35 protein-coding genes and 1 other RNA gene are annotated in these 25,057 nt (G+C 65.7%); 17 read left to right on the top strand and 19 right to left on the bottom strand.

Annotated elements, in window-relative coordinates; all coding sequences use genetic code 11:
* Positions 1 to 31: 31 nt before the first annotated feature.
* From IAG41_RS02530 to IAG41_RS02520, 3 genes are read left to right on the top strand one after another with little or no spacing between them, the layout of a single operon-like run.
* A complete protein-coding gene (locus tag IAG41_RS02530; protein ID WP_187726993.1) occupies positions 32 to 604 on the top strand; it encodes a DUF1285 domain-containing protein in 573 nt (190 codons plus the stop codon).
* Positions 601 to 1,197, top strand: coding sequence for a CoA pyrophosphatase (locus tag IAG41_RS02525; protein WP_187726992.1), 597 nt, complete (start codon positions 601 to 603; stop codon positions 1,195 to 1,197). Before IAG41_RS02530 ends, IAG41_RS02525 begins: the two co-directional genes overlap by 4 nt.
* A complete protein-coding gene (locus IAG41_RS02520; protein ID WP_187726991.1) occupies positions 1,185 to 2,390 on the top strand; it encodes a CCA tRNA nucleotidyltransferase in 1,206 nt (401 codons plus the stop codon). The genes IAG41_RS02525 and IAG41_RS02520 overlap by 13 nt, the downstream gene beginning before the upstream one ends.
* On the opposite strand, the gene IAG41_RS02515 is transcribed toward IAG41_RS02520, so the two are convergent.
* The 3 genes from IAG41_RS02515 to IAG41_RS02505 form a co-directional block, all read right to left on the bottom strand.
* Positions 2,363 to 3,982, bottom strand: a complete 1,620-nt coding sequence (locus IAG41_RS02515) for a putative bifunctional diguanylate cyclase/phosphodiesterase (protein ID WP_187727840.1) — start codon at positions 3,980 to 3,982, stop codon at positions 2,363 to 2,365. The genes IAG41_RS02520 and IAG41_RS02515 overlap by 28 nt on opposite strands.
* A 164-nt stretch (positions 3,983 to 4,146) precedes the next feature.
* Positions 4,147 to 6,387, bottom strand: coding sequence for a DNA topoisomerase IV subunit A (gene parC, locus IAG41_RS02510; protein ID WP_187726990.1), 2,241 nt, complete (start codon positions 6,385 to 6,387; stop codon positions 4,147 to 4,149).
* A 127-nt stretch (positions 6,388 to 6,514) separates the two neighbouring features.
* Entirely contained in the window at positions 6,515 to 7,135 is a 621-nt protein-coding gene (locus tag IAG41_RS02505; RefSeq protein WP_187726989.1) for a superoxide dismutase, read from the bottom strand.
* A gap of 191 nt (positions 7,136 to 7,326) precedes the next feature.
* Here IAG41_RS02505 and IAG41_RS02500 point away from each other — a divergent pair, with 191 nt between their 5' ends.
* Positions 7,327 to 7,890, top strand: a complete 564-nt coding sequence (locus IAG41_RS02500) for a urate hydroxylase PuuD (RefSeq protein ID WP_187726988.1) — start codon at positions 7,327 to 7,329, stop codon at positions 7,888 to 7,890.
* Positions 7,891 to 8,051: 161 nt separating this feature from the next.
* On the opposite strand, the gene pspF is transcribed toward IAG41_RS02500, so the two are convergent.
* Positions 8,052 to 9,089: a phage shock protein operon transcriptional activator gene (pspF, locus tag IAG41_RS02495; RefSeq protein WP_187726987.1), complete on the bottom strand. Its 1,038-nt coding sequence runs from the start codon at positions 9,087 to 9,089 to the stop codon at positions 8,052 to 8,054.
* Between the two features lie 396 nt (positions 9,090 to 9,485).
* Between pspF and pspA the strand changes: the two genes are divergently transcribed.
* The 9 genes from pspA (at position 9,486) to IAG41_RS02455 (ending at position 12,682) form a co-directional block, all read left to right on the top strand.
* A complete protein-coding gene (gene pspA / locus IAG41_RS02490) occupies positions 9,486 to 10,154 on the top strand; it encodes a phage shock protein PspA (protein ID WP_187726986.1) in 669 nt (222 codons plus the stop codon).
* Positions 10,155 to 10,158: 4 nt separating this feature from the next.
* The gene (gene pspB / locus IAG41_RS02485; RefSeq protein WP_187726985.1) at positions 10,159 to 10,431 is read left to right on the top strand and encodes an envelope stress response membrane protein PspB; all 273 of its coding nucleotides are present in this window, start codon (positions 10,159 to 10,161) and stop codon (positions 10,429 to 10,431) included.
* Position 10,432: 1 nt separating this feature from the next.
* Positions 10,433 to 10,813, top strand: a complete 381-nt coding sequence (pspC, locus tag IAG41_RS02480) for an envelope stress response membrane protein PspC (protein WP_187726984.1) — start codon at positions 10,433 to 10,435, stop codon at positions 10,811 to 10,813.
* Between the two features lie 30 nt (positions 10,814 to 10,843).
* Positions 10,844 to 11,128: a hypothetical protein gene (locus IAG41_RS02475; protein WP_187726983.1), complete on the top strand. Its 285-nt coding sequence runs from the start codon at positions 10,844 to 10,846 to the stop codon at positions 11,126 to 11,128.
* A 15-nt stretch (positions 11,129 to 11,143) separates the two neighbouring features.
* A complete protein-coding gene (locus tag IAG41_RS02470) occupies positions 11,144 to 11,410 on the top strand; it encodes a hypothetical protein (protein ID WP_187726982.1) in 267 nt (88 codons plus the stop codon).
* Positions 11,411 to 11,421: 11 nt separating this feature from the next.
* Positions 11,422 to 11,550, top strand: coding sequence for a hypothetical protein (locus tag IAG41_RS23085; RefSeq protein ID WP_262408427.1), 129 nt, complete (start codon positions 11,422 to 11,424; stop codon positions 11,548 to 11,550).
* A gap of 34 nt (positions 11,551 to 11,584) precedes the next feature.
* Positions 11,585 to 11,854 carry a hypothetical protein gene (locus tag IAG41_RS02465; RefSeq protein WP_187726981.1) on the top strand — a complete coding sequence of 90 codons (270 nt, stop codon included), beginning with the start codon at positions 11,585 to 11,587 and terminating at the stop codon, positions 11,852 to 11,854.
* Positions 11,855 to 11,881: 27 nt separating this feature from the next.
* Positions 11,882 to 12,142, top strand: coding sequence for a hypothetical protein (locus IAG41_RS02460; protein WP_187726980.1), 261 nt, complete (start codon positions 11,882 to 11,884; stop codon positions 12,140 to 12,142).
* Positions 12,143 to 12,277: 135 nt separating this feature from the next.
* Complete coding sequence (locus IAG41_RS02455) at positions 12,278 to 12,682, top strand: SufE family protein (protein ID WP_187727839.1); 405 nt, start codon at positions 12,278 to 12,280, stop codon at positions 12,680 to 12,682.
* 7 nt (positions 12,683 to 12,689) lie between these two features.
* Here the strand turns inward: IAG41_RS02455 and IAG41_RS02450 are convergent, their stop codons facing one another.
* The 14 genes from IAG41_RS02450 to IAG41_RS02385 all read right to left on the bottom strand — a co-directional run bounded on the left by IAG41_RS02450 (position 12,690) and on the right by IAG41_RS02385 (position 21,318).
* Positions 12,690 to 13,112, bottom strand: coding sequence for a hypothetical protein (locus IAG41_RS02450; RefSeq protein ID WP_187726979.1), 423 nt, complete (start codon positions 13,110 to 13,112; stop codon positions 12,690 to 12,692).
* Positions 13,113 to 13,164: 52 nt separating this feature from the next.
* The gene (locus IAG41_RS02445) at positions 13,165 to 13,467 is read right to left on the bottom strand and encodes a (2Fe-2S) ferredoxin domain-containing protein (RefSeq protein ID WP_187726978.1); all 303 of its coding nucleotides are present in this window, start codon (positions 13,465 to 13,467) and stop codon (positions 13,165 to 13,167) included.
* Positions 13,464 to 14,000: a J domain-containing protein gene (locus IAG41_RS02440; RefSeq protein WP_187726977.1), complete on the bottom strand. Its 537-nt coding sequence runs from the start codon at positions 13,998 to 14,000 to the stop codon at positions 13,464 to 13,466. Before IAG41_RS02440 ends, IAG41_RS02445 begins: the two co-directional genes overlap by 4 nt.
* A 53-nt stretch (positions 14,001 to 14,053) precedes the next feature.
* Positions 14,054 to 14,434: RNase P RNA component class A (gene rnpB, locus IAG41_RS02435), an RNA gene on the bottom strand.
* Between the two features lie 40 nt (positions 14,435 to 14,474).
* A complete protein-coding gene (locus IAG41_RS02430) occupies positions 14,475 to 14,804 on the bottom strand; it encodes a hypothetical protein (protein WP_187726976.1) in 330 nt (109 codons plus the stop codon).
* Between the two features lie 92 nt (positions 14,805 to 14,896).
* Entirely contained in the window at positions 14,897 to 15,598 is a 702-nt protein-coding gene (locus tag IAG41_RS02425; RefSeq protein WP_187726975.1) for an N-acetylmuramoyl-L-alanine amidase, read from the bottom strand.
* Positions 15,599 to 15,639: 41 nt separating this feature from the next.
* Positions 15,640 to 16,506 (bottom strand): CheR family methyltransferase, encoded by an 867-nt coding sequence (locus tag IAG41_RS02420; protein WP_262408493.1) that lies wholly within the window; start codon positions 16,504 to 16,506, stop codon positions 15,640 to 15,642.
* Positions 16,506 to 17,471, bottom strand: coding sequence for a chemotaxis protein CheB (locus IAG41_RS02415; protein WP_410468070.1), 966 nt, complete (start codon positions 17,469 to 17,471; stop codon positions 16,506 to 16,508). Before IAG41_RS02415 ends, IAG41_RS02420 begins: the two co-directional genes overlap by 1 nt.
* 135 nt (positions 17,472 to 17,606) lie before the next feature.
* Complete coding sequence (locus tag IAG41_RS02410; RefSeq protein ID WP_187726974.1) at positions 17,607 to 17,972, bottom strand: response regulator; 366 nt, start codon at positions 17,970 to 17,972, stop codon at positions 17,607 to 17,609.
* Positions 17,973 to 18,053: 81 nt separating this feature from the next.
* Positions 18,054 to 18,479, bottom strand: a complete 426-nt coding sequence (locus IAG41_RS02405) for a chemotaxis protein CheW (protein ID WP_187726973.1) — start codon at positions 18,477 to 18,479, stop codon at positions 18,054 to 18,056.
* A complete protein-coding gene (locus tag IAG41_RS02400; protein ID WP_187726972.1) occupies positions 18,480 to 19,886 on the bottom strand; it encodes a chemotaxis protein CheW in 1,407 nt (468 codons plus the stop codon).
* Between the two features lie 91 nt (positions 19,887 to 19,977).
* Positions 19,978 to 20,622, bottom strand: coding sequence for a histidine phosphotransferase family protein (locus IAG41_RS02395; RefSeq protein ID WP_187726971.1), 645 nt, complete (start codon positions 20,620 to 20,622; stop codon positions 19,978 to 19,980).
* An 86-nt stretch (positions 20,623 to 20,708) separates the two neighbouring features.
* Positions 20,709 to 20,855: a lmo0937 family membrane protein gene (locus IAG41_RS02390; protein ID WP_187726970.1), complete on the bottom strand. Its 147-nt coding sequence runs from the start codon at positions 20,853 to 20,855 to the stop codon at positions 20,709 to 20,711.
* A 58-nt stretch (positions 20,856 to 20,913) separates the two neighbouring features.
* On the bottom strand, positions 20,914 to 21,318 hold the full coding sequence (locus IAG41_RS02385; RefSeq protein WP_187726969.1) for a Mov34/MPN/PAD-1 family protein: 405 nt from the start codon (positions 21,316 to 21,318) through the stop codon (positions 20,914 to 20,916).
* An 18-nt stretch (positions 21,319 to 21,336) separates the two neighbouring features.
* On the opposite strand from IAG41_RS02385, the gene IAG41_RS02380 reads away from it, so the two are divergent.
* From IAG41_RS02380 to mtgA, 4 genes are all read left to right on the top strand, one after another.
* Positions 21,337 to 22,287: an RluA family pseudouridine synthase gene (locus IAG41_RS02380; protein WP_187726968.1), complete on the top strand. Its 951-nt coding sequence runs from the start codon at positions 21,337 to 21,339 to the stop codon at positions 22,285 to 22,287.
* Positions 22,288 to 22,341: 54 nt separating this feature from the next.
* On the top strand, positions 22,342 to 23,247 hold the full coding sequence (rpoH, locus tag IAG41_RS02375) for an RNA polymerase sigma factor RpoH (protein ID WP_187726967.1): 906 nt from the start codon (positions 22,342 to 22,344) through the stop codon (positions 23,245 to 23,247).
* 67 nt (positions 23,248 to 23,314) lie between these two features.
* Entirely contained in the window at positions 23,315 to 23,980 is a 666-nt protein-coding gene (locus IAG41_RS02370) for a zinc ribbon domain-containing protein (RefSeq protein ID WP_187726966.1), read from the top strand.
* Positions 23,981 to 24,071: 91 nt separating this feature from the next.
* Positions 24,072 to 24,773 (top strand): monofunctional biosynthetic peptidoglycan transglycosylase, encoded by a 702-nt coding sequence (gene mtgA / locus IAG41_RS02365; protein ID WP_187726965.1) that lies wholly within the window; start codon positions 24,072 to 24,074, stop codon positions 24,771 to 24,773.
* Here mtgA and IAG41_RS02360 read toward each other — a convergent pair.
* Entirely contained in the window at positions 24,770 to 25,045 is a 276-nt protein-coding gene (locus tag IAG41_RS02360; protein WP_187726964.1) for a hypothetical protein, read from the bottom strand. The two genes, mtgA and IAG41_RS02360, sit on opposite strands and share 4 nt — an antisense overlap.
* Positions 25,046 to 25,057: the final 12 nt, after the last annotated feature.

The raw sequence follows: 25,057 nt of genomic DNA, 5'->3' as shown, positions 1-25,057 counted from the left end.
GACGATCGGAACGGTCTAAGGGAAATATCCCATGCCAACCCCACCACCCGATTTCGCCGCCCTTTCGCTCACCGAGATCGCGCGGCTCGCGGAGGAGAATCGTCTTCCGCCGGTGGAAAGCTGGAATCCCGATCATTGCGGGCACAGCGAGATGCGAATCGCCTCCGACGGCACCTGGTTTCATCAGGGCTCGCCGATCGGTCGAACGGCGATGGTGCGGCTCTTCTCCACGATCCTGCGCCGCGAGAGCGATGGCCGTTTCGTCCTGGTCACGCCGGTCGAGAAACTCGACATCGATGTCGAAGATGCTCCTTTCATGGCGGTGGAGCTGAAAACAGACGGCGAAGGCCGCAATGCGAAGCTCGCCTTCCGCCTCAACACCGGCGACCTGGTTGTCGCCGGCCCCGAACACGCACTGCGATTCGAGGAACGCGAGGAAGGCCCGCGCCCCTATCTCCATGTCCGCGCCGGGCTCGATGCGCTGATCGCGCGCAGCGTCTATTACGAACTGGCCGAAATCGCGCTCGCCAATGGCAGCACACCATCAGGCGTGTGGAGCGATGGCGCCTTCTTCGCACTCCAGCCGGGCGAAACGACGCTATGACGCTCGCGGAACGCCTGCGCATCGCGCTGGAGGCGACCCATGACGAGGGACCGATCCTGCTCGCGGGCGACCATTATGATTTCGATCCCGGTACCGCCGGCAGCCCCGCCGCCGTGCTGGTCGCCGTCACCGATCGCGACGACCCCGGCGTGATCCTCACCCAGCGTACCGATACGCTGCGCCGCCATGCCGGCCAGATCGCCTTTCCCGGGGGCCGGATCGATCCCGAGGACGACGGCCCGATCGCCGCCGCGCTTCGCGAGGCCGAGGAGGAGATCGCCCTGCCCCGGTCGAGCGTCGACGTGATCGGCATCGCCGATCGCTACCGCACCGTCACCGGCTATGACGTGACGCCCGTGATCGGCGTGGTCCCGCCAGCGCTGACGCTCGTTCCTGCCGAGGCCGAAGTCGCCGACGTGTTCGAAGTCCCGCTCGGCTTCCTGCTCGATCACGCCAATCACACCGAAGCGCGCACCACGTATCAGGGCCATGAGCGGCGCTATTACGAAATCCTTTGGAGCGATCGCCGCATCTGGGGGGCGACCGCCGCGATGATCGTCAATCTCTCACGGCGGCTCAGATGGACGGCATGATCCTCCCCAATGCCGATTGGCGGCACCGCGACGGGCTCGACCGGCTGGGCGAGGTGCTCGGTGCGGACAAGGGCTTGTCGCGCTTCGTCGGCGGTGCGGTGCGTGACGCGCTGCTCGAACTGCCGGTCGCCGACATCGACATTGCCACGCGTCATCAACCCGAGGACGTTATCGACCTGCTGCGCCGCGCCGGCATCCGCGCCGTCCCGACGGGCCTGGCGCACGGCACGATCACCGCGGTGCTCGAGAGCGGCCCGGTCGAAGTCACGACGCTGCGCCGCGACGTCTCTACCGACGGCCGACGCGCCACGGTCGCCTTCACCGACGATTGGCGCGAGGATGCCGCGCGGCGCGATTTCACGATGAACGCGCTCTATGCCGATCCGCGCACCGGCGAGCTGTTCGACTATTTCGGCGGGCTCGCCGATCTTGAGGCCCGCCGTGTCCGCTTCATCGGCGACCCGTTGCAGCGAATCGCCGAGGATCATCTGCGCATCCTCCGCTTCTTTCGCTTCCTTGCCCGATTCGGCGACGTGCCCGATCCGGCGGGGCTCGAAGCCTGCACCGCCCGCGCGAAGGACCTGATGGCATTGTCGCGCGAGCGCATTGCCGATGAGCTGCTCAAGCTGCTGGTCGCCAAACACGCCGCGCGCGTCGTCCGCCTGATGGTCGATCGCGGCATCTTCCTGCCGGTGCTGCCCGAGATCGCCGCCGAAGGCGTGGAGCGGCTTGATGGCCTGGCCACCAGTGAATCTGCCGCGGGCGAGACGCCGGACGCGATCCGCCGTCTCGCCGCGCTGCTGCCGCCCGATCCCGCCACGGCCGATTCGGTCGGCGCGCGGCTCAAGCTCTCGAATGCGCAACGCAGGCGGCTGATCACCGCAGTATCGCCCTTCCCGCCTGGCACGCCCCAGGCACTCGCTTATCGCCTCGGCACCGAAAGCGGGGTGGATATCCTCCTGCTCGGCGGACGGATCGAGGACGCGGCGTCGGTCCGCGACTGGCCCGTGCCGCGGATTCCGCTCACTGGCGGCGCGCTCGTCGAGCGCGGTCTGTCCAAGGGTCCGGAAGTCGCCCGCGCGCTCCGCACCGTAGAGGATCGCTGGATCGCCGAGGGCTTTCCGGACGCCGCCCGCATCGAAGTGATCGCCGACGAAGTCGTCGCTCAGGCGTTGCGTTCGGTCAAAAGCTGAAAGGCCTGATCCGCTTCGAGCGGACGGGCATAGAGATAGCCCTGGCCATAGGTGCAGCCGAGCGCGGCGAGCGTCTGCGCGAGTTCGTTGGTCTCGATGCCCTCGGCGGTGGTCTGCATCCCCAGCGCCTGCGCCAGGCTCAGGATCGCGCGGACGATCGCGATCTTATCGCGGTCGGCGAGCATGCCGGTGACGAAGCTGCGGTCGATCTTGAGCAGGTCGATCGGCAGCTTCTGGAGGTAGGCAAGGTTCGAATAGCCGGTGCCGAAATCGTCCATCGCCAGCGTCGCGCCCAGATCCTTCAGCGCCTTCATCGTCTGGGCAATGCGATCGGGATCGGTGACGATCGCGCTTTCGGTCAGTTCCAGCGTGAGCCGCGAGCCGCAGATGCCGTGGCGGTCGAGCGCGCCCTTCACCATCGCCGGTATCTGGTCGCGCTGGAGCTGGATCGCGGAGAGATTGACCGCGACCTTCACGTCCCCGGCACCGCCGGCCTGCGCGTCCCAGATCGCCAGAGTCCGCGCTGCTTCTTCCATCGCCCAGCGGCCGAGCGGCACGATCAGCCCCGATTCCTCCGCGACCGGGATGAAGTCGTTGGGCGAAAGCTTGACGCCGTCCTCGGTCGTCCAGCGCGCAAGCGCCTCGAACGACGTGATCCGGCCCGATGCCAGGTCGCAGATCGGCTGGAAGCTCAGCGTCATCTGACCATTCTCGATCGCGCGACGCAGCTCGGTCTCGATGCCGAACTGTTCGCGGGCGATGTCGAAGGCGCGGGTGTGATAGACTTCGGTGCGACCGCTCTTCTTGGCACGCTTCACCGCGAACTGGGCGTTGCGGATCAGGTCCTCCGGATCGCCGTCATTGTCGGCGCCCATCGCGATGCCGATCGCGCAGTCGACGCGGATCTCGAAATCGGAAAGCCGGAACGGATTGGCGAGCGCGGCGTGCACGCGCTTGGCGACATGGAGCGCGTCATTGGGTCCGTCGTCGAGCACGAGCAGCACGCCGAACTCGTCGCCGCCCATCCGCGCCAGGACGTCGCGACCCCTAAGCGCACCCTTCAGGCGGCGCGCGACCGAGATCAGCAATTCGTCACCGGCCAGGCCACCCATACAGGCATTGACCCGGCTGAACCGATCGAGGTTGATCACCAGCACCGCATGGCCGGCGCGGTCGTCCGGCCCGATCGCGTTCTCCAGCTCGTCACTGAACCCGGTGCGGTTGGGCAGGCCGGTGAGGCTGTCGGTCGCCATCTCGCGGCGCAGGCTGTATTCGGTGCGCAGCTCCGATGTCTGGTCGACCAACGTGACCAGGCAGCGCATCTGGGCCCGGTTCGCGGCGCGGCGCGCGAACATCACGCGAAAATAGCGGCAATCGACTTCGTCGCCGAACTGCCAGGCGATCTCCAGGTGCGTCTCGTTTGATTCGAGGAAATTGCGGATGCGCATGCCGAGCAGCCGGACCACCGGCGAATCCATGGCAACGGTGCCCAGGCCCGCCATGCGGAAAGGTCGGTTGAGCGCCTCGAAATGGAACTTGCCGCCCCGGATTTCGACGATCACCGCGGGCACCGGTAGCAGGTCGAGTACCATGCTGGATTCACGCGGGCCGTGGACAAGTTCATCCAGCACCAGTGGAGCGGGCTCCACGGTCTCGGCGAAAACAGGCTTGGCCCTACGGAATGCCATCACATCAGGCGCTAACCGGAATTGATTAAGACCGCCTGAAGCAAGGGAAATCCCCTAGGCGAACGTTCTCAGAAGCGGTTGTCGCGAGGGAACCCGGTCGGCGGCATCCGTCCCGCCGCACCGCGCGCCGCGCGCCAGGGCGTGAGATCCGCCTCGGTCCGGGTGCGGCCGGTGTCGCCGCCCATCGCCCAGCTGAGGCCGTCCGCCATCTTGAAGGTGCGGACATCGGAGAGCCCGCCGTCGCGGTAGCGCTGGAGCTGCACGCCCTGCCCGCGGCCCAGCTCGGCCACTTCGGAAAGCGGGAAGACCAGCAGCTTGCGGTTGTCGCCGATCGCGGCGACAGCATCGTCCTCGCTCGCGATCGGCCGGACGATCCTCAGCTGCGCGCCGGTCCGCGGCGTCATCACCTGCTTGCCCTTGCGCGTCTCGGCGATCACATCCTCGGCCTTGACCACGAAGCCGCGCCCGTCGCTCGCCGCGACCAGCAGCTTCGGCGAAGCACTTGCCGGCATCAGCGCGACGATGCTGCGCTCGCCTTCCAGGTCGATCATCAGCCGCACCGGCTCACCGAAGCCGCGCCCGCCGGGCAGCCGGTCCGCCGCCAGCGTGTAGAACCTGCCATTGTCGGCCGCGAGCAGCAGCTTGTCAGTGGTCTGGGCGTGGAAGGCGAGGAAGGGTCCGTCGCCTTCCTTGAACTTCAAGGCATCACCGGACATGTCGTCGACATGCCCCTTCATCGCGCGGATCCAGCCGCGCTGGGAGAGAATCACGGTGATCGGCTCGCGCTCGATCATGGCCTCGAGCGGGATTTCGCGCGTCGGCCCGGCTTCCTCGATCAAGGTCCGCCGCGCGCCCAGCACTGTCTCCAGGCTGTAGCGCTCGAGCAGCTTGCCGAGGTCACGCTTCATCCGCGTGCGCTGGCGCGCGTCGGACGAGAGCAGCAGCTCGAGTTCGGCCTTTTCCTTCTCCAGCCCCGCCTGCTCGCGCTTCAGCTCCATCTCTTCCAGCTTGCGCAGCGAACGCAGCCGCATGTTGAGAATCGCCTCGGCCTGGCGGTCGGTGAGCTGGAACTCGGCGATCATCACCGGCTTGGGTTCGTCCTCGGTGCGGATGATGTGGATCACGCGGTCGAGGTTGAGGAAGGCGATGATATAGCCCGCGACCAGCTCCAGCCGGTCGGCGATCTTGTTCAGCCGGTGCTCGGACTTGCGGCGGAGCACGACGAACTGGTGTTCGAGCCACTGCGACAGCGCCTCGTGCAGGCTCATCACCCGCGGCGTGTGACGCGCGTCGAGCACGTTGAGGTTGAGCGGTACGCGAACTTCGAGATCGGAGAGGCGATACATGCTCTCCATCAGCGTATCGGCATCGACGGTGCGGCTGCGCGGCTCGAGCACGATACGGACGTCATCGGCCGATTCGTCACGGACATCGCCCAGGATCGGCAGCTTCTTCTCGTTGATCAGCTCGGCGATCGCCTCGATCAGCTTCCCCTTCTGGACGCCGTACGGCATCTCGGAGACGATGAGGTGCCAGCCCCCGCCCTTCTCAGTCACCTTCTCGATCTTGGCGCGCACCCGGAAGCTGCCGCGCCCGGTGGAATAGGCCTCGCGGATCGCCGCGGCGCTGTCGACCACCTTGCCGCCGGTCGGGAAATCGGGCCCGCGGACATAATCGAGGACATCGGCCTGCGGATTGTCGATCAGCGCCACGGCCGCGCTGATCAGCTCGGCGGCGTTGTGCGGCGGGATCGAGGTCGCCATGCCCACCGCGATACCGGCCGCACCGTTCGCCAGTAGATTGGGGAACAGGCCCGGGAAAAGCTCGGGCTCCTCGTCTTCCCCGTTATAGGTTGCTCGGAAATCGACGGCATTTTCGTCGAGCCCGTCCATCAGGTCGATCGCGACCTGGGTCAGCCGGGCTTCGGTGTACCGATAGGCGGCGGCGTTATCGCCGTCGATATTGCCGAAATTGCCCTGTCCGTCGACGAGCGGGTAGCGCAGCGCGAAGGTCTGCGCGAGGCGGACCATCGCGTCATAGACCGACTGGTCGCCATGCGGGTGGTATTTACCGATCACGTCGCCGACGACGCGCGCGCATTTCTTGTAGCCGCTCGCCGGATCGAGCCGGAGCAGCCGCATCGCCCAGAGCAGGCGGCGGTGGACGGGTTTCAGGCCGTCGCGGACATCGGGCAGCGAGCGCGCCGTGATCGTCGACAGCGCATAGACGAGGTAACGTTCGGAAAGCGCGCTGTCGAAGGGGACGTCGGTGGGCCCGGTCGGGTCGATAATATCGGTGTCGAGGGTCATGTTGCGACCCGGATAGCAGGCGTCCGTGCGGGACGCCAACTGCGCCGATCACGATTTACCGGATGGGCTCCCCGTTTCGCAAAGAGGCGCCGGACTCCGCCCGACGCCCCTCCGTTTCGCTGGCCGATCAGCCCTGGTCCGCGCGGCTCACGCCGGCGCCGTCCAAATTCTGCGCGACGAATTCCCAGTTGATCAGATTGGCCGAAACCGCGTCCAGATAGGCCGGGCGCGCATTGCGGTAGTCGATATAATAAGCGTGTTCCCACACGTCGATCGTCAGCAGCGGCTGCATGCCGTCATAGACCACCGGCGTATCGGCGTCGTGCAGCGACGTCACCTTCAGCTTACCGCCGTCGAGCACCAGCCAGCCCCAGCCGCTGGCGAAGTGGTTGGTCGATTCGGTCACCAGCGCCTTCACCAGCGCCTCGGCCGAGCCGAAGCCTTCGGTGATCAGCTCGGCGAGCTTGCCGGTCGGCGCCTGCTTCTCGGGGCTGAGGCACTGCCAGAAGAAGCTGTGGTTCCAGATCTGGGCGGAGTTGTTGAACAGACCCTTGTCGTTCGTTTCCTTGGCCTTCTTGATCACCTCGGAAAGCTTCAACCCATCCAGGCCCTTTTCGGTCACGAAGCCGTTGGTCTTGTCGACATAGGCCTTGTGGTGCTTGCCGTGGTGGAATTCGAGCGTTTCGGCCGACATGTGCGGGGCGAGCGCGCCCTTGTCGTAAGGCAGCGCGGGAAGTTCGAAAGCCATGGGGATACTCCGTTCGAAAGGGGCTCGCGCGCCCAACGAACGGACGCGCGAAGCGCTCCCCCCTAGACGCTAAAAAGCGCGGCTGTCCTCCAGAAATCGTTCCATGTGACAAACGAAAACTGGAGGCGTACGTTTCGCCATCGCAACGGCCGCGGGGCAAGCCGGCCGAAGCCGTATAGGGGAGCACATCGATGGATAAATTCTTCGGCAATCTCCACGCCGTTCTGGCGGTGGGCGTGTTGCTCGCGGTCGCCTTGATCTTCGAACCGTCGTTTCGGCCCGCGATGGGCACGCTCAACGGCATCTTCCAGTGGCTCCACGTGTTTTTCGGGATCACCTGGCTCGGGCTGCTTTACTATTTCAACTTCGTCCAGATCCCGACCATGCCGACGATTCCTGCCGAGCTGAAGCCCGGCGTCTCCAAATATATCGCCCCGAAAGCGCTGTTCTTCTTCCGCTGGGCCGCCGCGCTCACGGTGTTGACCGGGCTGATCCTCGCCTATCTCTACAATGAGCTGGTCGAGGCGCTGACGCTCCAGGAAAGCGCCCGGCTGATCGGCATCGGCATGTGGATCGCGCTGATCATGGCATTCAACGTGTGGTTCATCATCTGGCCGAACCAGAAAAAGGCGCTGGGCCTGGTCCCCGCCGAGGATGCCGCGAAGGCCAAGGCCGCCAGGATCGCGATGATCACCTCGCGGATCAACACGATGCTGTCGATCCCGATGCTGCTGGCGATGACCAACATGCATTGAGGTCGTCCCGCGTGGCTTACCTTAACCGTCACCCCGGCCTTGCGCCGGGGTCCACTCATCTGCTCGCGAGCCCATTGAGGCTCAAGCGGCTCGCTTAGACGCCCCGTGGACCCCGGCACTTCGGCCGCGGTGACGGAAAGAACGCATACCCGGGAAAAGCCTTACCCTCCCGCCCCCAGCAGCTCGTGCCGCTTGAGCGCATGGCGAAGCTGGTCATAGGTCAGCCCCAGCGCTTCGGCGGTCGAGCGCTGGTTGAAGCGGTGCTCGGCCAGCGAGCGCGACAGCAATTCGCGCTCGAACCGTGCCACCCGCGTCTTGAAATCCGCAGCGCCATCGAATGCAGGCATCGGCGGCGGCGCCTCGATCTCCGGCTGCGAGGGAGCGCTTGCTGTGGGAGTCATCGCAATTTGCGCCGCCCGCGGGCGATAGGGCGACTGGAACGGATCGATCTCGATCGCGTCGATCGGCCCGTCATGCTCCCAGCGATAGACTGCGCGCTCCACCACGTTGCGCAGTTCGCGGACATTGCCCGGCCAGTCGTAATTCTGGAGGATATCGAGCGCGTTGGGGCCCCAGCCCGGCCAGTCATCGACTCGGCCGATCTCGGATGCCATGCGCCGCCCATAGAAATCGGCGAGCACCTCGACATCGCCCGGGCGATGCCGCAGCGGCGGCAGCGTCACCACCTCAAAGCTCAGCCGATCGAGCAGATCGGCGCGGAAATTGCCCTTGTCCACGCGCTCGGGCAAATGTTCGTTGGTCGCCGCGACGATGCGCACGTCGACATTGATCGGCCGCGACGATCCGATGCGGGTCACCTCGCCATATTCCACCGCGCGCAGCAGCCGCTCCTGCGCGCCCATCGAAAGCGTGCCGAGCTCGTCGAGGAACAGCGTGCCCTTGTCCGCCTCCTCGAACCGACCGACACGCGCCTTGGTCGCACCGGTAAAGGCGCCCGCCTCATGCCCGAACAGTTCGGCCTCGATCAGCGTCTCGGGCAGCGCCGCGCAGTTCATCACCACCAGCGGCTGGTCCCATCGGGGCGACAGGCGGTGGAGGCGTTCCGCCACCAGCTCCTTGCCGGTCCCGCGCTCGCCAATGACGAGCACAGGCCGGTCGAGCGCCGCCGCCCGGCTGGCGCGTTCGAGCGCGTCGAGAAAGGCCGGCGACTGGCCGATGACATGCGTTGTGCGTTCCACACCAAATCCTTGGCGAATTTTCCCAATTGTTGGCAAGGAAATTTTGCGACCGTCATGTCTGAAAAGCTCGAAAATGGCGGAAAAGCGTGCGTTTCAAAAACTGGCACGGCTTCTGCAAAGATCTTGGCAAGCCCGACAACGGGCCACCGAAACAACGCCAAGGTTCAGGAACAAGACCATGACTTACCAAGCAGCCACGCTTCGCAATGCCTTTGTCGCAGTCGCCTTCACCTTCCTCGCCAGCGCCATCTTTATGGCCGGTGCGGTTGGCCCGGCGATCGCCTGAGGCACCAAAGAGGTCTCCCCGCTCGCCCGCCCCGGCGAGAAGGGTCCCGCCGGAAGGGGTACCCCCTAGCCCCTTCCGGCGGTAACAAAATAAACGAAGGAGTTTTCGAAATGGGCATTTTCTCCCGCACCCGAGACATCATCGCCGCCAACGTCACCGATCTTCTCGACAAGGCGGAAGATCCCGCCAAGATGATCCGCATGATCATCCTCGAGATGGAGGAGACCCTGGTCGAGGTCCGCGCCAGCGCGGCGCGCACCATCGCCGATCAGAAGGAAATGCGCCGCCACATCGCCAAGCTCGAGAAGCTCCAGGAGAGCTGGACCGAAAAGGCCGAGCTGGCGCTGTCGAAGGGCCGCGAGGACCTCGCCAAGGCCGCCCTGGTCGAAAAGCAGAAGGCCGGCGACATGTGCGACCAGCTCGCCCAGGAGATCACGGTGCTCGACGAGACGCTCCGCGCTTCGGAAGAGGACATCACCAAGCTTCAGAACAAGCTGCGTGAAGCCCGCACCCGCCAGAATTCGATCGTCGCCCGGCTGGAGAGCGCCAACAACCGCGTCCGCCTGCGGGAGATGACCAACGGCTCGAAGATGCAGGACGCTTTCTCGCGCTTCGACGTCCTCGAACGCCGGGTCGATTTCGCCGAGGGCCGCGCCGAAGCAGCCGGTTTTGGCGGCGAGCCCAAGAGCCTCGAGGAGGAAATCGCCGAGCTCCGTTCCGCGGAGAAGGTCGATGCCGAGCTCGAAGCACTGAAGGCACGCCTGGGCAAGGGAGCCTGATCCCATGGACGATGGCGCAATCATCATCGTGCCGATCGTCATGGGCACGCTCTTCATCGGGCTGCCGTGGCTGGTCTTCCACTACATCACCAGGTGGAAGCAGGCCGCGTCGCTGACCGGGGAAGACGAAAAGCTCCTCGACGAATTGCACTACACCGCGCGCCGGCTGGAAGAGCGCCTCATGACGATCGAGCGGATCATCGCCGCCGATAATCCTGACTTCCGCCCCAGCCAGCCCGCACAAGCTTCGCCCTACGACCTCAGCAGGAGGAACTAAGATGTCCGCCGTCCGCACCAAATATTATCTCGACAAGCAGAATGCCAAATGGTCGGGTGTGTGTGCCGGTATCGCCGACTATACCGGGATCGACGTCACCTGGGTCCGCGTGGGAGCCGTGCTCCTCACCCTGGTCGGCGGCTTCCCCTGGACGGTGATCGCCTACTTCCTGGTCGCCTGGATGGCCAATCCGAAGCCGGTGGGTCTCTACGACACGCCCGAGGATGCCAAGTTCTGGCAGGGCGTGCGATCGAACCCCAAGCGCTCGGCGCATGCGGTCCGCTCGACCTTCCGCGACATCGATCGCCGGCTCGCCGACATCGAGATGTACTATACGAGCCGCAACACGCGTCTCGCCGACGAGATCGACAGCCTGCGCTGAGGCGCAGGCTATCAAGAGGGAGGAAGAACCATGGATGGACCGGTTTTCGTAGTAGTCCTGGTCGCGATTTCGACCGTGGGCTGGCTGCTCAACAACTGGATCCGTGCCCGCCACGGCTATCCGGTGGAGAATGAGTGGAAGGGCCAGACGGCCAAGAGCGATCCCGCCGCGGAACGCCAGATCGAGCTCCTCTCCTCGGAGAATGAGCGGCTCACCGGGCAGATCTCGCGCCTCGAGGAACGGCTCTCGGTCCTGGAGCGGATCGCTACCGACCCCGCCGAGCGCACCGCCCGCGAAATCGACGCGCTGCGCTGAGACAAGGAGTTCGACATGATCAACCCTCTGCTCATCCCGATCCTGGGCATCTGCTGCGGACTGCTCGCCATCATCGGCGGCGTATTCCTCAAGCCCTGGTTCGCGCTCCAGCATCGCAAGATGGAGCTAGAAGCCCAGATGGTTGCCGAAAAGGCCGCCCAATATGCTGCCCAGACCGAACGTCTCGAACAGCGGGTCCGGGTCCTCGAAAGAATAGTGACCGACCGCGGCATCGCCGTCGCGGATGAAATCGAAAAGCTGCGCGACGCGCCGCTCAACTAAGGACAGATAAAATGATCATCGTTGTGTTCGCAGTGCTGACGGCACTGTGCGGGGGAGCTATTGCCCTTGCAGAAAGCCGCGATCGCCCCCGCCGCCGCGCCGAGCGTGCAGCCCAGCTCGCAGCCCAGCAACTGAACTGAGCGCCACGGCGCTCTCCAAGAGGGAGTAGATGCAATGAACGGTCCTGAGATGGTTCTTGGCATCATCATCGTGGTCACCATCGGCAGCGTCCTAAAGGCGCGCTACGGACTCCACCGGAACAAGGGCAGGCATGCCGCCTACCAGGCCGATCCGGTCGATACCGCCGAGAATGCCCGCCTCCGCGACGAGGTCCGCTCGCTCAAGGAGCGCGTCCAGGTGCTGGAACGGGTGATCACCGACAACAACAGCAGCCTGCGTCTCGATGCCGAGATCGAAAAGCTGCGCGACAACAACCGCGTCTGAAAGCGCGCCTGACAGGGAAACATGGCAATGACCAACGATCCCAATCTCTATCTGACCCTCGCCGTCTCGGGCCTTGCCGGCCTCAGCATGGTCACGGCGGCGGCGCTTTCGGGTTGGCGCGGCTGGCTCGCGCTGAAGCACCAGGAACTGGTCTCCGGTCGCCAGGCCGCTGCCAGCGCCGAAGCGGCGCAGATGCCCGGACCTTCGGCTGCCTCGCGCATCGAAGTCGCGGACCTCAAGGAGCGCATCCGCAAGCTCGAAGCGATCGCAGCGGGCGTGGATCTGTAGAATGCCGTCATCCCGGCGAAAGCCGGGACCCAGGGTCACAAGCGACGTCCTGTTTGGCTCTGGGGCCCCGGCTTTCGCCGGGGTGACGATGGAGAGGCAGTGGAATTGTCGAGGGCCGGCGCTATAGCCCGCCTCATGCCGAGCCTCGCCGAACTCCAGGACGAATATGAATTCCTCGAAGCCGATGACCGTTATCGGCTGCTGATCGATCTGGGCCGCAGCCTCGAAGCGATGCCCGAAGCACTCAAGACCGATGCGACTTTGGTGCGGGGCTGTTCGGCGGCGGTGTGGGTCTATCCCACCCGCCGCGACGACGGCCGGCTCCATTTCCTCGCCGATTCGAACGCCGCGATCACCAAGGGCATCATCGCGCTCATCCTGCTCACCGTGCAGGACCGCACGCCCGACGAGATCATCGCCACCGATATCGAGGCGGCGCTTGCGCCTTTCGACCTGCGCAACCAGCTCAGCTCGAACCGGACCCAGGGCATCCCCAACATGATCGCGCTCGTCCGCGAAACCGCGGTACGATACGCCTGAGCCAAGCTTATTTCGCGAACGCCTTCAAGCCGAACGCACAGCTTCCCTCGCACGCCGTCATCGTCACGCGCGCGGTGTAGGGGCCTGATGCGAGCGCCCCGACGATCGGAAAATCGTCGTCCTCCACATCCTTGTCGACCTCCTTGCCGTTCGCATCGAGCAGCTGGATGTCGAGATTCTTGCAGTCCGTGTCGCATACGCCGATGAGCTGGTAGCTCGCGGCGCCGCTCAGCGTGACCTGGATGAGCTGTTCCTTGCCCTGCGCCAGCTCGCCGCGGCGCTCCCAGCCGGTGCCGGTATAGCCCTTCTCGGTGTAGATTTCGTCGGCCTTGTCGAAGAGCTGCCCGATCGTGTCCTGGGCGCTCGACGCGGCGGTCGGAACGACAACGGCGGTGAAGGCCGCAAGGCCCAGTCCGACTTGGAGCAACATCGATCTTCCCCCGTTTTGTTTCAGGCAGGTGTCCGCTCGGCATGCTGCCAAGTCAAGCATCGAGCCCCAGCTCGCGCGCCACTTCCGCCATGTCGGCGCCCTCGCACACCAGCAGCCAATCGCGCGAGGCCGCGCCGTTGACCACCGTCACCGCGCCGCGCGGGCACACGCCCAGGCACTTCACTTCGACGATCCCCGCGCCCGCCTTGCGGCCCTTCTTCAGCCCCAGATGCTTGCGCAGGGCCTTGGCCAGCGGCGCCTTGCCCCTGGGGCCGAAACCGCCATGGAGCTTCTTCGAGCATTTAGAGCAGACGAGAACGGCATTCGCCCAGTTCGAGCGGATGTGCTGCTTCAATCGGGCTTCCAGGTGCGGCGCTCTTCCGCCGCCTTCAGCACTTCGTACGCCGCCTGGATTGCCTGGAAGCGCTTCGCGGCATCGGCATCGCCGGGCTTCACGTCGGGATGGTTCGCCTTGGCGTGCCGCCGCCAGGCCAGCCGTACCGCATCGAAATCGCTATCGACTTCGAGATCGAGCACTTCCAGCGCGCGCATCTCGTCGCGCGAGCGGCTGCCATCGCCCGGCCCGGCCCAGCCATTATACTTGGCTTCGGTATAGCCCGACGTATCGCGCCGCTCCTCAGCCTCGCGCTGGGCGGCCTCCTCGGCGGTCAGGCCTTCGAAGTAGTTCCAGTTACGGTTGTACTCGCCGGCATGCGTTTCGCAGAAATACCAGCGCTCGGGGCTGTTGGGCGATTTGGGTGCGGGGCGGTCGCCCGGCTCCTCGCAGCCGTGCCGGTCGCATAACCGCACCTTCACGGCCTCGCGCTCGGCGCCATAACTGCGCCAACGCGGGAAGCCCCAGTCTTGAGATCGTGTCTGACGTGCCATTATGTCCCGCAGATAGGAGGGCTCGGCTCTATACGCCAGCGCGATGACGGAAATATGCCAGAGGGTCTGTAAGCCGGGTTCTGTCCACCCTCGAAAGGGCTGTGCGGCCATTCCTCTAGGCGGCGGATCGCTCCGCCGCTCAAGCAACCAACCCGGACGACGCGCCGGAACGAGGCGCATATGCCGTCCCTATTCGGTCTTGCTCCCGGTGGGGTTTGCCGTGCCGCTTCCGTTGCCGGTCGCGCGGTGCGCTCTTGCCGCACCCTTTCACCCTTGCCCTTTGCCCCGGATCTAGTCCGGGGCCAGTGGGCGGTCTGCTCTCTGTGGCACTTTCCCTGGGGTCGCCCCCGCCGGGCATTACCCGGCACCGTCGTTTCCGTGGAGCCCGGACTTTCCTCGCGTGCTTGCGCACCCGCGGCCGCCCAACCCTCTGGCAATCCCTGCTCTAGCGGAGCGCCCGCTTACTGCAAGCGGTCAATCGCCTTCGCGCTCCTCGGCCTCGGGCGCCGCGTCTTCCTCCACGGTGGCGACGGCCATGCCCCAGGCCTGGACCTCGATCCGCCACAGCGACTGCAGCGGCCCCGCGGCGATCGCGGCGCGGCGATAGTCGGATGCGACGTTGATCACGCCCTCGGCACCGCTGACCTGCGCGACGCGGTTGAGCGCGGCGACCGCTTCCGCAGCGTTGGGCGCGTTGACCGAAGCAGTCTCGCGCCCTTCGGAATCGCCCTTCACCACGCCCAGCAGGCGCACGCGCACCGGGCCGATCGGCATCATCGAGGGGCGGATTCCATTGGCGTTCACGGTACAAACCTCCGCCTCATCCTATACCCCTCCTTTACCTGCGAGTGGGTGAAGAAGCGTGTTGAATGGCGCGGAAACCGTTTCGGACGCGTTCAGTCCTCGCCCTGCGGCTTGGGCAGCAACAGCGCCAGCAGGATGCAGCGGCATTCGCCGTCGACCTCGCCGTCGATCAGCTCGGGGCGAAAGCGCCGCTGGAACGCGGTCACCGCCGCCTCGCCATCCTCGACATTATAGCCGAAGCGTTCGAGCGCCAGCATGAACCCCGCATCGGGCCAGCCGGGATCGACCAGGTTGCGGGTCGGCCGCGGCAACGCAAGCCGCAGCCGGGCCAGCGCGTGCCAGTTGAACAGCTCGCCGGGATCCTGCTTGCGCGCGGGCGCCACGTCCGAATGCCCTACGACATTGCCGCGGGTGATGGCGTGACGCGCCTTGATGTCGGCGACGAGCGGGATCAGCGCGCCCATCTGCGCATCGGTGAAGTTGTGATAGCCGAACTCGTGTCCCGGATTGACGATCTCGATCCCGATCGAAGCCGAGTTGACGTCGGTGATCCCGCGCCAGTGCGAACGGCCCGCGTGCCAGGCGCGCTTGTCCTCGTCGACGAGCTGCAGGATGCTGCCATCCTCGTCGACGACATAATGGGCCGAGACCTTGGCCTCCGGATCGCGCAGCCGCGCGATCGCCGCCTCGGCGCTCTCCATGCCCGTATAGTGGAGCACGATCATCGTGATCGGCAGCGCCCGCGCGTCGAAATTCGGCGAGGGCGCTTGCGTGATGGCGAGACCGCTGGACATCGCCGCTAGTTAGGGCGCGTCGGGCTCGCCCCGCAAGCGGTTCAGCCTGTAGCGGCGAAGGATCCCTGCGCGCAGCTCCCCATCGCCTTGTAGAAACCGCGATATTCCTCGCTTGGCGCAAAATGCTCGGTCTGGCCGATCACGGTCTCGCCCGCGCCCAGCGCCAGCAGCCCGCCCGGGCGGATCGCCGATGCCAGCGTGTCGAACACCTGGCGGCGGAGCGGCAGCGAGAAATAGAGCATCACGTTGCGGCACAGGATGATGTCGAAGCGTCCGGGAGGCGCCGGATCGGCGGTCAGATTGTGTTGGCGGAACTGCACCTTGCGGACCAGCTCCTGCTTGGCCACCCAGTCGCCGCCGACGGTGTCGAACCAGGTCATCATCCGCCGCACCGGCAGTCCACGCTGGATCTCGAATTGCGAGAAGCGGCCGCTGCGCGCGCGGGTCAGCGCCGCGGGCGAGATGTCGGTCGCGATGATCTCGGGCATATGGCCGCCCAGCGCCTCGATCTGTTCGGAGAAGAGCATCGCCAGCGACAGCGGCTCCTGCCCCGTCGAGCATCCGGCGGACCAGACCCGCAGCCGCCGACCGGGCGCCTCGGCGTATAGCGCGCGCGCGGCGTCGGCGATCATGTCGAGCACCGCCACGTCGCGGAAGAAGCTGGTTTCCTGGTTGAGGAGCGCATCGACCACCTTGTCGGCGAGCTCCCCCGTCCGCGCCGCAATCAGCTGCGCCACCAGTTCGTCGAGCGTGGCGAGACCGCGTTCGCGCAGCACCGGCTTCAGCGCCGTCTCGATGCGCCAGGCGCGATTGGCCGCGATCTGCTGCCCCGTCCGCTGTTCCAGCAGCGCGGCGATCATCGTCATCGTGCTCGAGGCGCCGGGCACCATCTGGCCGGGAACGTGCATCATGCCCCCGCCCTTCCGCGACCAATCAGCCGGCCGATCTCGGCGGGCGGCAGCACCGCGCTCGCACGGCCGGCATTCGCCACCGCGCCGGGCATGCCCCACACCACCGAGCTCTCGCGATCCTGCACCAGCACGCGCGCGCCGACGTCGGCCAAATGCCTTGCGCCCTCGCAGCCGTCGCGCCCCATGCCGCTCAGCACCACGCCGAGCGCGCGGCTGCCATAAACGTCCGCCACCGTCTCGAACATCGGATCGACCGAGGGCATGCAGCCGCTCAGCGATTTCTCGTCGGTCAGGCGGATAGAGGCGCCTTCGGACATGCGGACGACGCGCATATGCGCGTCGCCCGGCGCGACGATGATCCGGCCCGGTCGGATCCGCATGTGATTGACCGCGACCTCGCACGGCCGGCCGCCGAGCACCGCGAGCTGGGTTGCGAAATAGCCCATGAAGGAAGCCGGCAGGTGCTGCGTCACCAGGATCGGCACCTGGAAGCTCGCTGGGATCGCGCGGAGCAGCTGGCTCAGCGCGTGGATGCCGCCGGTCGAGGCGCCGATCGCGACCAGATCGAATTCGTCGGGCGCGGTCGAGGCCGGGATCGCGCGGGTGACGTGCGGCACATGATCGTGCGGCGCGTCGAACAGCTTGGCCAGCCGCTCCTCCAGCACTTCGGCGAAGCGCCCGCCGAATGCGCCGATGCCGGGCTTCACCAGCGTGTCCGCCGCGCCGAGCGCCAGCGCCTGGATGGTCACCGCCGCGCCTTCGTCGGCGCTGGAGGACACGATCAGCACCTTGGCGCCCTTGCCCGCCGCGACCACGTCCGGGAGCGCGGTCAGCCCGTCGATGCCGGGCATCTGGATGTCGAGCAGGATGATGTCGACGCTGTTGGTCTTGAGATAATCGAGCGCGGCGCGGACATCGCTCAGCGCCGCCGCGACGCGGAAGCGCTTGGTGCCTTCCACCATCCGCCCGAGCACCGAGCGTGCGACGACCGAATCGTCGACGATCAGCACCTGCGCCGGGCCGGCGGCTGCGCCGCCATAGGCCGCGCCCGCTAAAGGATGGGGGTTCAGCACCCTTCTATCTCCACGGCGCGGCCGTCAGGCCACGCCGACGATCTGCAGCTTGCTTTCCAGCGTCTCGCGGTCGAACGGCTTCATGACATATTCGTCGGCGCCGGCTTCGATCGCGGCGCGGATATAGGCCATGCCGTTCTCGGTGGTGCAGAACACCACCTTGGGGCGGATCGGCAGTCCCGAATCCTTCAGCGCGCGCAGGAAGTCCATGCCGCTCATCACGGGCATGTTCCAGTCGAGCAGGATCACATCGGGCGGAGTCGCAAGGCAGGAATCGAGTGCCTCGCGACCGTCGCCGGCCTCGCGCACTTCGAAATCGAGCGTCTCGAGAATATGTCGGGCGACCTTCCGGATCACCTTCGAGTCGTCGACGACGAGACAAGTCTTCATTGTGCCCTGTTCCCCGTTGGCAGGTGTCATTGAGCTGCCGTTGTGCCTCAAAGGCGTAAGCGTCGCGTTAATCTGACAAAATCATTGTAGAGCGGTCGAGCTGGGAACTAGCGACGCAAGGTCGATTGCCAGGATCGGTTCGCCTTCGCGCTCGACAATTCCCCGCCCCGCGCTTCGCCATGCCGAATCGAGCGCCACGCCGCCGGCGAGCGGCAGCAGGTCGAACGGCGCGACGTCGTCGAGCGAATCGACCAGCAGCGCGTAGTGATGTCCCTCGACGCGCGTGATCACCGCGCGCTTGGCATTGCTGCCCGTGTCGAGCCCCAGTGCCGATTGCGTATCGACCACCGTCACCACGCGGCTGCGCAGCGCCGCCAGTCCGCGGACATGCGCGGATGCGCGCGGCACCGCCGTCACCTCGCCGATATCGACCACCGATTCGACCTGGTCCGAATCGATCGCCACGGCGCGTCCTGCGATCTGCGCGATGAGGTAGAGATGCGCCACTTAACGGCCAGCCTTTCCGGCCACCCGGGCCTCGAGCGCGGAAAGGAGCCCCGCGCGGTCATAGCGATAAATGCTGTCGTCGCCCGCCTTGGCCGCGCGGCGGCGGCGCAGGCGCACCACCGGCGCGCTGGCATCGGCCGGCGTCGGGGCGTCCTCGGAAGAGAGCACCACCGCGGCCGTCTCGCCGGCAGCGAGATGCGCGGTCACGCGATATCCTGCCGATTCGAGCAGCGGCCGCACGAACGAAGCCATCCATCCATCCTGGTCCCCGGAGATCAGGCAGAGCGGCGCATCGTCCTCGACTTCGCGATCGGCATGCTCATCGAACACCCAGAGCACGTCGAGCAGTTCGACCTGCTCGCCATCGATCAGCATCACGCCCGCCACCGGACCCGCCTCGCGCGCCGGGGAAATGTCACGCGGCAGGATGATGATGTCGAGCGCCTCGTCGATCGCGTAGCTGACTTCGGCCATGTCGTCCTTCAGGCGCAGCACGTTGAGCCTGTGCCGCCCCTCGATCTCGCCCTGCGCCGCCAGCGGCAGGATGCGACCGTCGATCGCGAGCCGGAAACGGCCCGCGGCAAAGCGCACCTGCTCGCCGCTCACCTGCTCGACCCGGTCGACCGCGGCTAGCGGCACGGCGCGGCGCATCCCGTCTAGGTCGTTGAACAGCAAAGCCGGCACGCCCGGGGCCTCGGCGGCCTCTTCGGCCTCGTCGAAGCCCTGGCCCGCGTCGCGGTTAAAGTTGAGCCCGGCCACGCTCGCCATGCCGGCGCAATCGAGCAGTAGCATGGGGAGGCCGGAATCGGGCAGCGTCTGGCCGGCATAAAGGCCGGTGGTCATCACCGCCGGAGACGCCGGCTTGATCACCAGCTCCTCATTGTCGAGCACGGTATCGACGGCGAGGGCGTAGCTGCCCTCGCTCACGCCGACGATCACCAGCATCTGGCTGCCGCCATGCTGGTCGGAGCGCGGGCCGCGCTCGATCCCCAGCAGGTTCGCCAGGGCGAGCAGCGGCATCCGCCGCTCGCGCACCGTCGCAACCTGGGTTCCGCCGAGCACGTCGATGCGGATCGCCTCGCCGCGCTCGGTCACGATTTCCTCGATCGACTGGCGCGGGATCGCGAAGCGTTGCTTGCCCGATCCCACGACGATCGCCGAAATGATCGACAGGGTCAGCGGCACATGGATCGCGATGCGCAGCCCCTTGCCGGGCGCATTGTCGAGCTCGACGCGGCCGCCGATCTGCTCGATCGAGGCGCGGACCACGTCCATGCCCACGCCGCGGCCCGAAATCTCGGAAACCTCGTCCTTGCTGGTGAGGCCCGGCTGGAAGATCAGATCGAGCTTCGCGCGCGGCGAAAGCGCCATCAGCGCAACCACTGCAACCGGGAAGATACGCCGCATTCTTTGGTCTCCATTCGATCGAAACCGAAGGATGGACGAACAAAGCGGCGCTATTCAACCAAAACAGTTCTCGCGATCCGGCGCGCGGCGCTCACCCGACCTTGAACTGCGCCCCAAACAGCAGCACTTCGGAATCGGGCGGGCTCACCTGCAGCTCGCCGCCGCCCTGAGTCACCAGCGCATGCGCCAGGTAGGCCGCCGCCGCGCGCGGCGTGATCGGCAGTTCGTCCTTGCCGCCGGCAAGCGCGCTGCGAAGCTCGGGATCGAGCACGATGCGCGGCCCATCTGCGCGCACGACAATCTCGATCTGGCCCTCGTGGATCTCGGCGCCGATATCGAGCTGGCCGCCGCGGATTAGCGCGTCGCCGCCGATCAGCGCCAGGTTGAGCAGCACCTTGATCGCCTGTTTGGGGAGCACCGGATCCTCGACCATCCAGCCGATCTTCACCCGGTGATTGTCGCCGAACAGCCCCTCGATCGCGGCCTGCGCCTCGCGCGTGTCGACGGTCTCGCCAAATCCTCCGGCCGCGCCGAACGCCAGACGGAAGAACTTCAGCTTGTTGGCCGAAGCCTTGGCGCTCTCGCTCAACAGTTCCAGGCAGCGCGCGCGCATCTCGGGATCATGCTCGTCGGCGAGCAGTTCAAGCCCGTTATTGAGCGCACCCACCGGGCTCAACAGGTCGTGACAGAGCCTTGAACAGAGAAGGCTCGCGAATTCTGTCGGGCTGATGTTCAAGGATATGGCTCCAGCTTCCCCGCAGGCTTCTTAGGCGTAGCCACGCCGATGCTGCAAGCTACGCCTAATGCAGGGGAAACGAGCCGCTATACTACGCGGCGCCCACTGAAAAGCTGGATCAGCCCTACGACGAGCGCGACCACCAGCAGAATGTGGATCAACCCCGCGCCGATATGGAGCGAGAAACCGAGCAGCCACAGCACAAGCAGGATGACGACGATGGTCCACAACATGGCATTCCCTCCAAGATCAGATGGAATGCCAACGTGTTGCGGGGCCGGAACGTTCCCTTCACACCTCCGCAGTGAGTTCGATCTCCCGGAATCGTCCATGTGCGCCGGTCTCACCCGCTTTCCACGCCGTCACCGCCTCTCCCGTCACGATCACCCACAGCTTCCCGTCCGGCGCGGCCATCGTGGCGTCGGTCGCGGACGGCGTCGCGTCGCCGCTTGGATGCGAGTGCCAATATCCTGCGATTTTCGGCCCGCCCGCCCGCTCGGCCTTCAGCGCCGCGAACAGCGCGCGCGGGTCGATCTCGAACCGGATTTCCGGCGTTTCCGCAACATTTTCAGTCGCTTGAAACCCGGTGATCGCGTCCCCCTCGCCAAACAGCAGTCCGCACGCCTCTTTGGGCGCCGCATCGGCGGAAAACCGTCGAATACCGATCAGTACAGATCTTGAAATGGCTATCCGCATACCCATTTATGTTAAAACATGAATCAGGGGGTTTCCATCATCGAAGCGCGCATCGCAGAGGCGGCCAATGGCTGGCGCCTCGACCGCGCGCTGGCGGACGCGGTGCCGACGCTCTCGCGGGAGCGGCTGAAGGCACTGATCTCGTCCGGCCAGGTGACGGGCCCCGACGGCCTCGCCCGCGATCCCGCGCGCAAGGCCCAGGGTGGCGCGCTGTTCAGCGTCGCGGTGCCCGAGCCAGAGCCCGCGCACAACGAGGCGCAGGACATCGCGCTCGACGTGGTGTTCGAGGACGAGCATCTGATCGTGATCGACAAGCCGGCGGGCCTGGTAGTCCATCCGGCGGCGGGTAATCTCGACGGAACCTTGGTCAACGCGTTGCTCCATCATTGTCACGGAAGTTTGTCGGGCATCGGCGGCGTCGCCCGCCCCGGCATCGTCCACCGGATCGACAAGGATACGTCGGGCTTGCTTGTGGCCGCCAAGACCGATCGCGCGCATATCGGCCTCGCCGCGCAGTTCAAGGCGCACTCGATCGATCGGCGCTACCACGCGATCGTATCGGGCCGCGTGCTAACTTCGGCGGGGACAGTGGATGCACCACTCGCCCGCTCGCCCCAGAATCGCAAGAAGATTGCGATAGTTAAGGGCAATGGCGGCAAGCACGCGATCACGCATTGGCGCAAACTTCGCGAACTTCGCGATGCAGCGCTTCTCGAATGTAAACTCGAAACCGGACGGACACATCAGGTTCGCGTCCATATGGCTTCGATCGGGCACGCATTGCTCGGAGATCCGGTCTATGGCAGTTCACGATCGCATCGCGCACTTTTGGCAACCTTGAATTTCCATCGCCAAGCCTTGCATGCGGCTCATCTGGGGTTCATCCACCCCGTGAAAAGCCACGCTTTGGCGTTTGACAGCCAAATGCCGACTGACATGCAGGAATTGCTCACTAAGCTTTTCGTATGATTTTCGGCGCATCGCCTCTGTGGCATTGCGTCTGTGTTGAAGGGAGATTGGATCATGGCTAGCGGCACAAACGTCCCGGCGACGATCCCCGCACTTGGCGGTGAGGCGAGCCTCAACCGCTATCTCGCAGAGATCAAGAAATTCCCCATCCTGGCGCCCGAGCAGGAATATATGCTCGCCAAGCGCTTCCAGGAGCATGGCGATACCGAGGCTGCGGCGCAGCTCGTGACCTCGCACCTGCGCCTCGTTGCCAAGATCGCGATGGGCTATCGCGGCTATGGCCTGCCGGTCAGCGAGCTGATCTCCGAGGGAAATATCGGCCTGATGCAGGGCGTGAAGAAGTTCGAGCCCGATCGGGGCTTCCGCCTCGCCACCTATGCGATGTGGTGGATCCGCGCCTCGATCCAGGAATTCATCCTGCGCTCGTGGAGCCTCGTGAAGATGGGCACCACCGCCGCGCAAAAGAAGCTGTTCTTCAACCTGCGCCGGATGAAGGCCAAGCTCGACGCGTTCGAGGATGGTGATCTCAGCCCCGAACATCTCACCAAGATCGCCACCGATTTGGGCGTGACCGAGGAAGAGGTCACCTCGATGAACCGCCGCATGGCGATGGGCGGGGATACCTCGCTCAACGTGCCGATGCGCGAGGATGGCGAGAGCCAGTGGCAGGATTGGCTAGCCGACGAAGGCCCGCTCCAGGACGAGGCGGTCGCCGAGGCCCAGGAAGCGGACGTGCGCCACTCGATGCTCACCGAGGCCATGGACGACCTCAACGAGCGTGAGAAGCACATCCTCACCGAGCGTCGCCTGACCGACGATCCCAAGACGCTCGAGGAACTGAGCCAGGTCTATGGCGTATCGCGCGAGCGCGTCCGCCAGATTGAGGTCCGCGCCTTCGAGAAGCTGCAAAAGGCGATGATGCGCCTGGCCGGCGACAAGCGGCTTCTCGCACACGCCTGAGGCCCAACTGGACTTGCGGGGCGGCGGGGCATAGCCTTGCCGCCGCGTCGGTTGGAAGGGGGCTGCCATGTGGAAGTGGATCAAGGTTCCCAAGATCGTCGCGCTCCTGGCGTTTATCCTTCCCTGGATGACGGTGTCCTGTTCGGGCACCAAGCTGATCTCCGCCACCGGCTTCGGCCTAGCCTTTGGCCGCTACACGGCCGAGGTATCGAGCGAGCGTATCGCGACCGCATCCAGCAACGCGGTGATGAACCCATGGCTGATCCTCGCGCTCGTCGCGATCGTTGTGGGGCTGATCGTGTCGCTCCGCTCCTCGAGCAAAGCTAGCGCGCTTTTCCTGACCGCGGCGAGCTCCGCCGGGGTGGCGCTGATCTGGCTCCGCACGATGCGCTATAGCAAGACCACAATTCTCGCCGAGGCCGCCAAGCGAGGCCGCCGCGCCACCGGCTTCGACCCCTTCAGCGACGGCGTGGATCGCACCGCGGCATCGCTGATCCATATCGAATGGCATTTCGGCTTCTATCTCGCCGTGCTCACCTTGGTAGCGGCTGGCGTGATGGCATGGCTCACCAATAGCGGCCGCGATGCCGCGCTCGAACGGTCGGTCCGCGATACGATGGCCAAGCCGGCAGCCCCCGTCGAGCACGAACCTGCGATCACATGCCCCACTTGCGGCCGATCCCATCCTGCGGGTACGCGCTTCTGTCCCGACGATGGCACCGCCCTGAGTTGAGCATCCCATTCAAGTGACCGATCCCGATAGTGACGCAAGCGTACCCCCGCCCGAGCCCGTGGCAGCACCCATCGCGCCGGAGCCCGAACCCGTGAAATCCCGCTCGGCCAAGCCGCTGTGGCGCCGCCTGCTCGTCCTGCTGTTGAAGGTTGTTGGCGGCTTCCTGCTGCTGTCGGTGCTGTGGGTCGCGATCCTGCGCTTCATCGCCCCGCCGATCACCTTCACGATGATCGGCGACATGGTCGGCGGACACGGCGCCGCGCGGCAATGGATGCCGCTCAGCCGCATCGATCCCAGCATGGCCCGCGCCGCGATCGCCGCTGAGGATTCGCGCTTCTGCCTGCATCACGGCTTCGACCTGAAGGCGATCGAGCAGGCCTATGCCCGCAACCAGAAGGGCGGCCGCATCCGCGGCGGCTCCACGATCAGCCAGCAGACCGCGAAGAACGTCTTCCTCTGGCAGGGCGGTGGCTATGTCCGCAAAGCGCTGGAGGCCTATTTCACGGTCCTGATCGAAAATATCTGGGGCAAGCGCCGGATCATGGAAGTGTATCTGAACGTCGCCGAAACCGGTATCGGAACGTACGGCGTCAACGCGGGGTCGATGCGCTATTTCCGGCACGACGCCTCGCAGCTCTCGGCGCGAGAAGCGGCCCAGATCGCCGCAGTCCTACCGCTTCCCAAGAAGCGCGCCGCGATCGACCCCAGGGGCTATACCCGCCGCTACGGCAACAGGATCACGGCACGGATCAATGTTGTCGCGGGCGACGGGCTGGATAGCTGCCTGCGTTAGGGCTTGGTTGCTTCCTTGGCGGCGTCGCCCACGTCCTTGGCGGCATCACCGACCTTCCCGGCCGCCTGCTGCACCGCATCGGTCTTCTGATTCTCGCGGGCGTTCTGATTGTAGAGATAGACGGCGCCAACGATCGCGAGGATCAGGATCGCCAATCCGATCAGAATACCCGCGCCGCTGCCGCGCCGTTCGATCACGGTGGTCCCGCCACCGGTTTCGGTCACGCGCTCGGCAGTCACGCCGTCAGTACGCTCGGTTATGCGATCGGCCATAACAAGTCCTCC

This window comes from Sphingomonas sp. JC676 (assembly GCF_014489075.1).
GTDB lineage: Bacteria > Pseudomonadota > Alphaproteobacteria > Sphingomonadales > Sphingomonadaceae > Sphingomonas.
The sequence above is the reverse complement of the archived record's forward strand: the minus strand, read 5'-3'. Positions and strand labels throughout refer to the sequence as shown.